Here is an 11,584-nt window from a genome sequence, read left to right as displayed (position 1 = left end):
GAACCCGTTTCCGTCCGGCCCGGCCCCGCCGTAAGCGACGGATAAACGATCGTGAAGGATGGCCTATCCATGTCTGTCGAGACACAGAGGCGACGATGAGCCACCAGCAGCCGGGCCCGTACGGAGGCGGCATATCGCCGCAGCCGCCCCAGCAGCCGAACCCCTACGGGCAGCCCGGCGGCCACGGACAGCAGCCTGGTGGGTACGGGCAGCCGGGCGCGTACGGCCAGCAGCCGGGACCGTACGGTCAGCAGCCCGCCGCCGGCTACGGGCAGCAGCCCGGCGGCTACGGCTATCCCGGCCCGTACGGCCATCCGGGAGCACAGCAGTCTCCGTACCCCGCCCCCTACCCGGCCCCCTACCCGCCGCCGGTCCCGCCGCACGGCGGCGGCAAGGGCAAGGCCATCGGCATCGCGCTCGGCGCGGTCATCGTCGTCGGCGCCGTCGTGATCGGCGGCTTCCTCTTCTTCGCGGGCGGCAGCTCGGTCCCGGACGACGGCAAGCACTACAAGCTGACGACCCCGGAGAAGGTCGTCGGCGAGTACGAGCTGGACCGCGACGCGAAGCTGCCGGAGTTCGGCGCCGCCGCGAAGGCCGACCTCAAGGGCATGGGCGTGGCCGACCCCGAGACCCTCAGCGGTGTGTACCAGACCCCCGGTGCGCAGCTCACCGGTAAACAGATCCGGTTCATGGGCGCCTGGGGACGCATCAAGAAGCCCGAGACCGTGGTGGACAACATGTTCACCGGCATGCGCGCGGCGAACAGCAAGAAGAGCAGCCAGCTCCAGCTCGTCGGCAGCCCCAAGGCGGTCTCCCCGAGCGGCTTCGACGACGGCGTGATGAAGTGCCAGGCGGTCCGTGTGGTGGGCTCCACTACGCCAAGCGGCGAGCACCCGATGATGCAACTGTGCGTCTGGGCCGACCACAGCACCACGGCGGCGGTGTTCACTCTCGACATGGCGACCGCCATGGCCGGCAAGGAGACGTCTGTGGACGAAGCGGGCCGGGTCACCGCGAAGTTCCGCGCCGACGTGCGCGTGGAGATCCCGAAGAAGTAGCGCGACGCGCCATCGGCGAGGATGGCGCGCAACCGTTCCGCCGCGAGTCCCGTGGCGGTGAGAGACGTGAAGGCAACGATGACCGACCAGCAGCCGAACCCGTACGGCGGTGGCATACCGCCTCAGCAGCCGCCGCTTCCCCCTCAGCAGCCCCAGGGCCAGCCCCAGCCGCCGCAGGGCCAGCCCCAGCCCAACCCGTACGCGCAGCCCGGGCAGTACGCCCAGCCGAGCCCGTACGCCCAGCCCAACCCGTACGCGCAGCAGCCGGGCGGACCGGGCGTGCCCGGCCAGTACCCGCCGCCGATGGGCCCGCCGGTGCCCCCGCAGGGCGGCGGCAAGGGCAAGGCCATCGGCATCGCGGTCGGCGCCGTCATCCTCGTCGGCGCGATCGTGGGCGGCGGATTCGTCCTTCTGGGCAGCAACGACAAGTCCGACGACGCCAAGCCCAAGGCGAGCGACACCCCGTCGGCGAGCGCGAGCAGCGCCGCCCCCTCCGCGACCCCGGTCGCCGGCAAGCGCTACAAGATCACCACACCGGACACCGTCCTCGGCGAGTACAAGTACGACGCCAGCGGCAGCAACGACGGCTTCGCCGGCAAGGACAAGAGCCAGCTCGCCATCGTCGGCATCAAGAACGCCGAGAGCATCGCCGGCGCCTGGAAGACCGACGGCGCCGCCCTCACCCGCAAGGCCCTGCGCCTGAGCGGCCTTTGGGGCGAGGTCGCCAACCCCGAGAGCACCGTGGACAGCATGTTCCTGAGCGTCTCGCTGGCGTCCAAGGACGACAGCAAGACCCAGCTCGAGGGCAAGCCGGAGAAGGTCACCCCCGAGGGCCTCGACGACGGCGCCGTCATGAAGTGCCAGAAGACGGAGATCAAGGACGCCACCGCGCCCAAGCCCATCAAGATGCCGCTGTGCATCTGGGCCGACCACAGCACGGTCGGCAGCGTCTTCGTGGTCGACGCGGCGAAGGTCCTCAACGAGGAGGACATCCCCCTCGCCTCCGCGGGCGACATCACGGCCAAGCTGCGCCGCGAGACCCGCGTCGAAATCCCGTAACACCCGGCCCCGCAACGGAGACGGGACTGTTCCGAAACCGTTGCGTCCCCGAGGTAAGGCTGGGATAAGCCATCCGCAAGGATGTTGACCATCTGTCGCGTGAGCACCCCCACCACCGTCGCGCACGTCCCCACCGAAGAGAGACACGATGAGCTACCCCCAGCAGCCGGGCCCCTACGGCCAGCCCCCGCAGCAGCCGCCGTACGGCCAGCCCGGTGCCCCCGGTTACGGCTACCCGCAGCAGCCCCCGGCGCCGGCGGCGCCGTACGGCGCCCCGCCGCAGCAGCCGCACCCGGGCGGCTGGGGCCAGCCGCAGCAGCCGGGCATGCCGGGCCCCTACGGCCAGCAGCCGGGCATGCCGGGCGTTCCGGGCCAGTACCCGCCGCCGATGCCGCCCCAGGGCGGCGGCAAGGGCAAGACCATCGGCCTCGTGGTGGGCGCGCTCGTGGTGGTGGGCGCCATCGTGGGCGGTGCCGTCTTCTTCCTGGGCGCCGGGGGCAGTGACGGCGAGGTGAAGCCGTACACGATGGTGATGCCGGAGTCCTTGCTGGACGGCAAGTTCACGAAGGCGGCGGCGACGACGCCCGACCAGACGAAGAACCTGTCCGACGACAAGGACGCCAAGGCACTGGGCATCGAGAACGGCCAGTTCGTCTCGCAGAGCTACACCAACTCCGAGAAGCAGTTCATGTCGGTCGGGGGTACCTACGGCGCCATCGCCGACCCCGGCAAGACCGTCGGCACCGCGATCGCCAAGAACGAAGAGAACTCGAAGAAGAACCAGCAGATCTTGAAGGCCCAGGTCGAAACGGTCACTCCCTGGTCGGAGTTCTCGCCGAGCGGCTTCGACGGCGCCGTGATGAAGTGCAAGACGGAGAAGAGCACCTACACCTACGGCTCCATCACGAGCACGGCCGAGTTCTCCACCTGCGTCTGGGGCGACACCAGCGCCGTGGGAGTGGTCCAGCACCGTGTCAGCAAGACCCAGGGTGGCCTCGCCGGCTCCACGGGCTCCTCGAGCGGCAACGTCATGCCCGCGAAGGAGCTCTCCGAGGCCGCCGCCAAGATCCGCAACGAGGTCCGCAAGGAGAAGTAGGCCGGCGACGGTTCTACGGGGGATTCACATGAGCTATAACCAGCCGGGCCCGTACGGCCCGCCGCCACCGATACCGCCGCAGCAGCCGCAGGCACCCGGTGCCTGGGGCCCGCCGCAGCAGCCGGGCCCGTACTACGGCCAGCCTCCGATGCCGCCCATGCCGCCCCAGCGCGGCGGCGGCAAGGGCAAGGTGATCGGCATCGCGGTCGGTGCCGTCGTCGCGATCGGCGCGCTCGTGGGCGGAATCCTGTTCTTCGCCACCGGGTCCGAGTCCGGGTCCAACGGCCAGGACGACAGCAGGATGAAGCCGTACACGATCGCGCTCCCGGAGAAGCTGCTCGACGGGAAGTACACCAAGCAGTCCCTCGAGGGCGCGAAGGAGACCGAGGACCTCAGCAACGATGCCAAGGCCAAGGAGATGGGCATCGTCAACGGAACGGCCGTGAAGGGCTCGTACCGCAACGACGAGAAGCAGAAGCTCCGGGTGACCGGCATCTACGGCGAGATCACCGACCCCGGCAAGACGGCCGACGCGATGCTCGCGAAGATGGACGAGAACCAGAAGCGCAGCGCGGAGACGTTCAAGACGAGCATCGAGACCGTCTCGCCGACCGCCGTCTACCACCCGAACGGCTTCGACGGCACGGTGGTCAAGTGCCTGACGCAGAAGGCCGACAGGACCGCCGGCCCCACGTCGACCCACACGGAGGTCAGCACCTGCGTCTGGGCCGACAGCAGCGCGGTGGGCATCGTCGAGCACCAGGTCACCAAGGCCTCTGGCGGCATCGCCGGAACCGTCACCTCCTCCTCCGGCAACGTGATGTCGGCCAAGGATCTATCCGAGGCCACGGCCAACATCCGCAACGCCGTCCGCAAGGACAAGTGACCCGCGCGGGCGCCGCGACCACCACGGGGGCGGTCGCGGCGCCCGTCGCATTCACCGCACGGGCGACTCCGCGTGGGTGACGGGGCGTACGTCCTCGGGCGCCGCCTCCCACTCCCGTCCGCCGCGCGGTGGGCGAAGCTGCAGCCGGGGACCTTCGTGGCCCATGACCTGGCCGACCTTGTCGCGGCGGGTGTCGATGACGAACGCACCCGACTCGGGGACGGATTGATGCTCGGGGGCGGGGCAGTGACACTCGATCGGTTCGGCCGGGCGACGCCGGATGTCGATCCCATGGGCGCCCACCAACGCGAACACCGCCTGAGGTTCCGGCGGCGACACTGCGGCGCGAACGTCGACCGTTGTCGCCGTTCGGGGCGCGCACGCGCCCCTTACCCGGCGGAAGAAGCGGGCGATAAAGTCCCTCACGTCATCGGCTCCTTGGTCAGCTGGTGGCCCTGCCCCCGGACCGGTCGGACGGTCGCGGGGGTCTTGTGATTGAGGCCACTGTAGGTCTCTTGAGACCCCTGTCTATAGCTAGATACCCCTTCGGGTCTCTATGTTCGATTGGGTGCGAATACATACCCTCCCTGCCGTGATGGAGTACGACCCGACGCGCCCCAAGTGGATCCAGATCGCCGATGTCATCCGGCGTCGCATCGCCACCGGCGAGTACCCGCCGAACCACCTGATCTCCGAAGTCCGCATGGAGCAGGAGTTCGACGTCGCTCGCGTGACGGTCCGAAAGGTCACTGCGGCCCTGAGAAAAGAAGGCCTGATCATCACGACGCCCGGCATGGGCTCGTTCGTGACCCCCCAGGCCCCCACCACCTGACGTGACGCCCTACTCCCTGGCGTTCTACATGGACGTCATCACCTCCGGCACGGTCCTCGGCGCCAAGCCGACGGACACCCCCGACCAGGTGGCGAAGCTCCTGGGGCCGGACTTCGCCGAGAACTCCTTCGACGTGCACAGCATGTGGCGTGACTACGGCATGACGGAGTTCTTCTGGAGCCGCGAGTCCGCCGACCACCCGTGGCTTGGCCACCACTTCACCCTGCAGGTGCACCGGCTCGCCTACGGGCGGAGCGATGCCGTCGAGAAGACGCTCCGGGCCCGGTACGGCCGGTTCGAACGGCGACTGCGGTTCGAGAAACTGCAGCGGCTGCTGGCGAAGCGCGGCACGGCACTCGTCGAGGTTCCGGAGGATCCGGTGCAGGCGCCGTACTACCGCACGTTCTGGCAGCCGGATTCACTCGTGGCCGTCAGCGTCATCGGCGCCCGCGAGGAGGGCGTCACGCCGAACGGCCTCCGGGTCGGTGACGTCTACAGCATCACGGCCCCGATGACTCCCAGCGAAGTGGAATACCGCGAGGCGCGCCACCGCCGACACCGCGCCTAGCGCTCGGCGGCTCGCCAGCGAGGTGCCTCGTCGTCGGGGGCGTCGGGGCCGGCGAAGTGGAAGGGCACTCCGAAGCGTTCCGCCAGGGCGGTGCCCGTGGTGGCGGCTTCCCGCGCCTGGGGCCACCTGGCGTCGGCGTCGTCCCGGCCGCGGCGGATCAGTGCCAGTTCCACCTCGCTCCGCGGATCGTCGAAGTGGGCCACCAGGGCCACGAACCAGCCGTTCGTATCGCCGTCCCATAGCGCCTCTATTGCCGCCGGGCGGCCGGGAAGCGCGGCTGTGCGGGCGGCGAGCGTCTCCACGTCCCGTGGCCGTTCCGGCGTACGGACGATCCGGTCGGCCAGCGCCTCGTACCGGGCCGCCACCACGCGCTCACAGTCGTACACGCCGGGACGCGGGGCCCGGGAGTCGCCCCACAGTGTCTTCACCCCTTCCCACGTCTCGCGAACCGCCAGGAGCCGGCTGTCCCGCAGCACGAGACCGTCCACCCGCTCACGCGTCGACTCCGGAAGGGAGTACCACCAGTTGTCCATGCCCGCATTACATCCGACCTCCGCGTTCCCCCGTGCGGTGGACCGGCCGTCACAGATGTCGTCCGGGCGACGGATGGGCGTGCGCGGGCCGGCGACGAGGATCGGAAGCGATCACAGGACCTGCCCACCGAACATTAGGACCGGCATGAACAAGACCGCTCTGCGCACCGGCGTCCTCCTCGCCGTGCTCGCCGCCGCGACCGCGACCACGGCCATCGCCCCGGCCGCTTCGGCCACAGAGGCCCCAGCCGCCGCGGTCGCCACGACCACCGCCTCGATCAAGGGCGCGGCCCGCATGGAGTTCCCCGAACCCGGCAACGACATCCGGGTCACCGTCGACGCCCACGGCACGTACACCTCGAAGAGCCCGGTCTTCCCCACTAAGTCCTCGGGCACCTTCCGCATCTCTCACAAGATCGACCAGCCGAACGGCAAGAAGCCGCTGGTCTTCTGGGGCGACTTCACGGTCGACTGCCTCACCACCGGCGGCCCCAACGCGACCGTGACGGGCAGGCTCGTCCGTACCAGCCCCGGTCACCCCTGGCGGAAGGAGCTGGACCCGCACACGCGCATGGGCGTCAGCTTCCACGTCGCCGACAAGGACGGCGGCCCCAGCCGGATCGGGCTGTCCGGGGCCACGAAGAAGGGCGAGCCCCTGCTGACCAAGTGCATGGCCCCGGCGCCCGACGCGAAGGTCGTCGAGGGCGGCTACGTCCTCACGGACAAGGGGCCGCTGCACCAGGACGGCCGGAAGTAGCGTCCGGCAGGCTCCGGTTCAGGCGGCGGAACGTGACGGCGGCGTGCACCGCGAGCGCGACCGGCAGGGCGAGGAGAAGGCTCCACGGCACCATGCCGGCCACGGCCAGGAGGCAACAGACCGGAACGGCCAGGAGCGTAGGGAACGTTGAGGTCAGGGCGATACGCAGACGGGTTCGGCGGCTCATGGCCGGGCTCCTTCGGCACGTAGGGATTCGAGACAGGGGGGCGGCGCGGGCCGGTCAGGCGAGGCTCTGGCGGGCGCGGCTCAGGTAGTCGGCCAGCTCGCGCCAGTCGTCGGCGGGGGCGTCGGGGTCCGCGGCCATGGCGGCGGGGTCGTCGTGCCAGGCGTCCCGTACGCCCGCCGAGATGCCGGCGTCGCCGCCGGTGAACAACGCGCTCAGCTCGTCCATGCGGGCCACCAGCCGACGGACCTTGCGGTCGGTGGGAGGGGTGCCGGCCGCGCGGAGCCGGTCGGCTCTGCGGTACAGCTCCGGCCACTCGACCTCGAGCAGGTAGTGCATCGCGGGCCCCAGGGCGGCGGCCCGGGTCCGCAGGGCCTGGATCTGGTCGGCGTCCAGGTGGCGGCGCAGTGTGTGCTCGGCCTCCGGGCCGGTGCCGCCGATCGCCTTCAGCGCGTCGAGTAGGGCGTCGGCCGAGGGGGCCTGGCCGGCCGCCAGCGCGTCGCCGAGCCGTACGAGCCGCTCCCGCAGGGTTTCGAGCGCGGCGAGGGAGGCCTCGACGCCGGCCGTGTGGTCCCGGACCAGCCGCGTCGGGTCGACTCCGGCATCGAGGCAGACGGCGATGGTGTCCAGGCCGAGCCCCAGGCTGCGCAGCGCCAGCACGTGGTAGAGGCGGACGAGGTCCCCTTCGGTGTACTCCCGGTGTCCCCCCTGAGTGCGCTGTGAGGGGCTGAGGAGGCCGATGGCGTCCCAGTGGTGCAGTGTGCGCACGGTCAGCCCGCTGGCCTCGGCCAGCGGGCCCACCTTCCAGCTTGCGGATGCGGTCATGGGACAACGATGCATCCTCACGCCGCGTCAGGTTCAAGCCGGGATACGCCCGCCGGTCCCCCGCTCGGGCCCGCTCACGGTGGCGCTCTCCAGCACCGCGTCGACCAGCTTGTTCGCGGACGGGCCGGCCGGCTGGGTGAGGCCGAGGAGGAAGGCCGAGCGGCTGGTGTCCACCGCGATGAGGGTCATACGGAGGTGGGCCTCCCCGCCCTTGCCGTCGTTCACCTTCAGCACCACCGTGTGCGCGGGGCGGCCGCTGACCGTCGTCGGGCGGGACTCCTCCCGCGTGGAGCTGCCGTCGGGGTAGAAGAACTCGGCGTTCGACCGGGCCGCCCGCTCCACCTGCCGCTGCAGATCGGCTTCCGGTACGCCACGGGACCGGCCGGCGAGGACGACGCTCCCGCCCTTGTCCTCGCCCGCGCCCCGGCTGTCGCCCTCGGTGCGCTTCCCGGTGATCGACGAGGTGAAGGCGTTGATGAGCTCCTTCCCCTCGTCGTGCTTCCAGCCCTCGGGTATCGCATAGGAGATCCCGGCCGCCGCGTCCGTCACCCGCGGCCGGCCGGCCAGCGCACCGTCCTCACCACGCGTCAGCCACCAGGCGGTGCCGCCCCCGACCGCCAGCACGATCAACGCCACGACCCCGGCCACCACGGCCCCGCGCGTCCGCCGTGGCGCCACCGGAGGGGCGGGCGGGAACGGGGGCGGGAACGGCGGTGCGTAGCCGGGGTGCGGCGGGTACGTGGGCGGGCAGGCGGGAACGGGCGTCGTCATGCCTCCAGCATCGCGCCCCGGCCGAAGCCCGCCCTGAGCGCTCCTACTCAGATCGCTACTCAGGCCTCCCCAGCCCCTCGCACCTCCCGAACCCCTCGGGGCCCTCGGTCAGGGAAGCTTGGGCTGGTAGAGCCGCCCGAACAAAATCCCTACCCACGCCTCGCGCTGGCACCGTACGCTCCGCACTCATGCCTACCAATGATCTCGCGCTCACCGCCGCCGACGCCGTCCGCGTCATCGACCGCGCCCTCGAGCGCATAGCCTCCGGCTACGTCTTCCCCGAACGGGTCGCGGCCATCGACGCCGCGCTGCGCGGTCGGCTCGCCTCCGGGGAGTACGAGGGACTCACCGGCCCCGCGTTCTGCGAGGCCGTGACCGCTCACCTGCAGGAGGCCTGTCCGGACCGGCACCTGCGGCTGCTGTGGCAGGACGAGCCGCAGTCCATGGATACGGCGGACAAGGACAAGGAGACCGGGCAGGCGGCCTTCCTCGCGTTGCTGCGGAAGGAGAACCAGGGCGTCCGGCGCTTCGAGTTCCTGGAGGGCGGGGTCGGCCACCTCGACGTCCGGCGCGTCGCCTTCCCGGAGGAGGGGGCCCGTACGATCGGCGCGGCCATGGAGATGGCGGCGGGCACCCGCGCGCTCGTCCTCGACCTGCGCGCGTGCAGCGGCGGCGTGCCCGAGGGGGCCGCCATGTGGTGCAGCTACTTCTTCGCCGACGACCAGGTGCACCTCAACGACATCTACGAGCGCGCCACCGACACCACCCGGCAGTACTGGACCGCCGGGCACCTGCCCGCGCCCCGCTATCTCGGCCGTCCGGTCTACGTGCTCACCAGCGCCGCGACGTTCTCGGCGGGCGAGGACATCGCCTACACCCTCCAGGCGCACGGCCGCGCCACGCTCGTCGGCGAGACGACCCGCGGCGGCGCCCACCCCACCGCCCGTTACCCCGTCACCGAGCACATCACCGTCACCGTGCCCGCCGCCCGCACCATCAGCACCGTCACCGGGACCAACTGGGAGGGCGTCGGTGTCGTCCCGGACATCCCGACGGCGGCGGGCGACGCGCTCGAGGCCACCTTGCGGCACATCGAGGAGCACTACTCGAACGGGTGAACGCTCGCCAAAGACAGGAAGCCGCTCAGGTCGCGCTCCTACCGTCAGGCCGTGGTCACTTCACCGCCCGGAATCGGCCTGGGGAACACCCCGGCGCGAGAGATCTGGAGGAAACTCATGCCGCGTACCTTCTTCCCCGGCCGTGGCACCCTCATCGAGCAGACGTGGCTGGAAGCCGAGGCTGAGGGTCGATTGAAAGAGCGTGCGGAATCGGTGCTGCGCGTCCTGGAAAGCCGGGGCATTCCCGTGTCACCCGCAGTCCATGAGCGCATCATGACCTGCACCTTCATGGACACCTTGGGGTATTGGCTGGAGGCGGCTGTCACCGTGTCCACCGCCGAAGAGATCTTCGTCCACGGCGGCTGAGTCCTCACGGCAAACCGCTGAGGGGGCGCCCCGCCATCCGGCCGGGCGCCCCCTCTCGTACGTGCGTAAAACCCGAGCGCTACGCGCTCTTCTCGTGCCGCTCCCCCGGTTCGTTGCCGCGCGTGCGCGGCACCAGCGTCGGGTTGACGTTCGACTGCACGACGTCCGCGGTGATCACGACCCGGGCGACGTCCTTGCGGGACGGGACCTCGTACATCACCGACATCAGGACCTCTTCCATGATGGCGCGCAGGCCTCGCGCGCCGGTGCCGCGCAGGATCGCCTGGTCGGCGATGGCCTCGAGGGCCGGGCGATCGAAGTCGAGCTCCACACCGTCGAGTTCGAAGAGGCGCTGGTACTGCTTCACCAGGGCGTTACGCGGCTCGACCAGGATCTGCAGCAGGGCCTCGCGGTCGAGGTTGTGAACGCTGGTGATCACGGGGAGACGGCCGATGAACTCGGGGATCATCCCGAACTTCACCAGGTCCTCCGGCATGACCTCCTGGAACTGGTCGCTGGCCTCGATCTCGCGCTTGGAGCGGATCGTGGCGCCGAAGCCGATGCCCTTGGCGCCCGCGCGCGACTCGATGATCTTCTCCAGGCCGGAGAAGGCGCCGCCCACGATGAACAGGACGTTCGTCGTGTCGATCTGGATGAATTCCTGATGCGGGTGCTTGCGCCCGCCCTGCGGCGGCACGGAGGCCGTGGTGCCCTCGAGGATCTTGAGCAGGGCCTGCTGGACGCCCTCGCCCGACACGTCCCGTGTGATCGACGGATTTTCGCTCTTTCGGGCGACCTTGTCGATCTCATCGATGTAGATGATGCCGGTCTCGGCCTTCTTGACGTCGTAGTCGGCGGCCTGGATCAGCTTCAGGAGGATGTTCTCGACGTCCTCGCCGACGTAGCCGGCCTCCGTCAGGGCCGTGGCGTCGGCGATCGCGAAGGGGACGTTCAGCATGCGGGCCAGCGTTTGCGCGAGCAGCGTCTTGCCGGAGCCCGTGGGGCCGAGCAGCAGGATGTTGGACTTGGCGAGCTCGATGCCGTCGTCGCGGTTGTGGCCGCCGTTCTCGCCGGCCTGAACGCGCTTGTAGTGGTTGTAGACGGCCACGGACAGGGCCTTCTTGGCCGCCTCCTGGCCCACCACATAGCCCTCGAGGAACTCGTAGATCTCGCGCGGCTTGGGAAGCTCCTCCCAGCGGACCTCGGAGGTCTCCGCGAGCTCTTCCTCGATGATCTCGTTGCAGAGGTCGATGCACTCGTCGCAGATGTACACACCAGGACCCGCGATGAGCTTCTTCACCTGCTTCTGGCTCTTGCCGCAGAACGAGCACTTGAGCAGGTCGCCGCCGTCACCGATGCGTGCCACGAGGTGCTTCCCCTTCGCCTGGGATCCGCCTTGCTCTGCGAACCCGGGTGCTTGCCTATCGACGGTACCTTGCCGGGCCCCCCGTGCGGGCCCCCCTTGCCCCTACTCGGCCAAGGGAGGGCCCGTCATCGGCGGCACGGTGGCCGAGACCGGACCGACCGGTGG

14 protein-coding genes are annotated in these 11,584 nt (G+C 70.2%); 9 read left to right on the top strand and 5 right to left on the bottom strand.

The features are described 5' to 3' along the window. Window positions 1-95 precede the first annotated feature (95 nt). The 4 genes from AB4K12_RS06745 to AB4K12_RS06730 all read left to right on the top strand — a co-directional run bounded on the left by AB4K12_RS06745 (window position 96) and on the right by AB4K12_RS06730 (window position 4,099). Complete coding sequence (locus tag AB4K12_RS06745; RefSeq protein ID WP_368433348.1) at window positions 96-1,058, top strand: hypothetical protein; 963 nt, start codon at window positions 96-98, stop codon at window positions 1,056-1,058. 78 nt (window positions 1,059-1,136) lie between these two features. Then, the gene (locus tag AB4K12_RS06740; protein ID WP_368433347.1) at window positions 1,137-2,117 is read left to right on the top strand and encodes a hypothetical protein; all 981 of its coding nucleotides are present in this window, start codon (window positions 1,137-1,139) and stop codon (window positions 2,115-2,117) included. Window positions 2,118-2,265: 148 nt separating this feature from the next. After that, complete coding sequence (locus tag AB4K12_RS06735; protein ID WP_368433346.1) at window positions 2,266-3,213, top strand: hypothetical protein; 948 nt, start codon at window positions 2,266-2,268, stop codon at window positions 3,211-3,213. 28 nt (window positions 3,214-3,241) lie between these two features. Further along, window positions 3,242-4,099 carry a hypothetical protein gene (locus AB4K12_RS06730; protein ID WP_368433345.1) on the top strand — a complete coding sequence of 286 codons (858 nt, stop codon included), beginning with the start codon at window positions 3,242-3,244 and terminating at the stop codon, window positions 4,097-4,099. Between the two features lie 51 nt (window positions 4,100-4,150). Here the strand turns inward: AB4K12_RS06730 and AB4K12_RS06725 are convergent, their stop codons facing one another. Beyond that, on the bottom strand, window positions 4,151-4,357 hold the full coding sequence (locus AB4K12_RS06725; protein ID WP_368433823.1) for a hypothetical protein: 207 nt from the start codon (window positions 4,355-4,357) through the stop codon (window positions 4,151-4,153). 334 nt (window positions 4,358-4,691) lie between these two features. Here AB4K12_RS06725 and AB4K12_RS06720 point away from each other — a divergent pair, with 334 nt between their 5' ends. After that, complete coding sequence (locus AB4K12_RS06720) at window positions 4,692-4,931, top strand: GntR family transcriptional regulator (RefSeq protein WP_368433344.1); 240 nt, start codon at window positions 4,692-4,694, stop codon at window positions 4,929-4,931. Between the two features lies 1 nt (window position 4,932). Continuing rightward, window positions 4,933-5,499, top strand: coding sequence for a hypothetical protein (locus AB4K12_RS06715; protein WP_368433343.1), 567 nt, complete (start codon window positions 4,933-4,935; stop codon window positions 5,497-5,499). Here the strand turns inward: AB4K12_RS06715 and AB4K12_RS06710 are convergent. Beyond that, a complete protein-coding gene (locus tag AB4K12_RS06710; protein WP_368433342.1) occupies window positions 5,496-6,032 on the bottom strand; it encodes a hypothetical protein in 537 nt (178 codons plus the stop codon). The genes AB4K12_RS06715 and AB4K12_RS06710 overlap by 4 nt on opposite strands. Window positions 6,033-6,177: 145 nt before the next feature. Here AB4K12_RS06710 and AB4K12_RS06705 point away from each other — a divergent pair, with 145 nt between their 5' ends. Then, on the top strand, window positions 6,178-6,789 hold the full coding sequence (locus AB4K12_RS06705; protein ID WP_368433341.1) for a hypothetical protein: 612 nt from the start codon (window positions 6,178-6,180) through the stop codon (window positions 6,787-6,789). A 241-nt stretch (window positions 6,790-7,030) separates the two neighbouring features. On the opposite strand, the gene AB4K12_RS06700 is transcribed toward AB4K12_RS06705, so the two are convergent. Then, window positions 7,031-7,798 carry a MerR family transcriptional regulator gene (locus tag AB4K12_RS06700; protein WP_368433340.1) on the bottom strand — a complete coding sequence of 256 codons (768 nt, stop codon included), beginning with the start codon at window positions 7,796-7,798 and terminating at the stop codon, window positions 7,031-7,033. 33 nt (window positions 7,799-7,831) lie between these two features. Then, window positions 7,832-8,569: a hypothetical protein gene (locus AB4K12_RS06695; RefSeq protein WP_368433339.1), complete on the bottom strand. Its 738-nt coding sequence runs from the start codon at window positions 8,567-8,569 to the stop codon at window positions 7,832-7,834. A 188-nt stretch (window positions 8,570-8,757) separates the two neighbouring features. On the opposite strand from AB4K12_RS06695, the gene AB4K12_RS06690 reads away from it, so the two are divergent. Then, window positions 8,758-9,687 carry a S41 family peptidase gene (locus tag AB4K12_RS06690; RefSeq protein ID WP_368433338.1) on the top strand — a complete coding sequence of 310 codons (930 nt, stop codon included), beginning with the start codon at window positions 8,758-8,760 and terminating at the stop codon, window positions 9,685-9,687. Window positions 9,688-9,738: 51 nt separating this feature from the next. Next, the gene (locus tag AB4K12_RS06685) at window positions 9,739-10,053 is read left to right on the top strand and encodes a hypothetical protein (RefSeq protein WP_368433337.1); all 315 of its coding nucleotides are present in this window, start codon (window positions 9,739-9,741) and stop codon (window positions 10,051-10,053) included. A gap of 79 nt (window positions 10,054-10,132) precedes the next feature. Here the strand turns inward: AB4K12_RS06685 and clpX are convergent, their stop codons facing one another. After that, window positions 10,133-11,419 carry an ATP-dependent Clp protease ATP-binding subunit ClpX gene (gene clpX / locus AB4K12_RS06680; protein ID WP_086566545.1) on the bottom strand — a complete coding sequence of 429 codons (1,287 nt, stop codon included), beginning with the start codon at window positions 11,417-11,419 and terminating at the stop codon, window positions 10,133-10,135. Window positions 11,420-11,584: the final 165 nt, after the last annotated feature.

Source organism: Streptomyces sp. C36, assembly GCF_040932295.1.
GTDB lineage: Bacteria > Actinomycetota > Actinomycetes > Streptomycetales > Streptomycetaceae > Streptomyces > Streptomyces triculaminicus.
The sequence above is the reverse complement of the archived record's forward strand: the minus strand, read 5'-3'. Positions and strand labels throughout refer to the sequence as shown.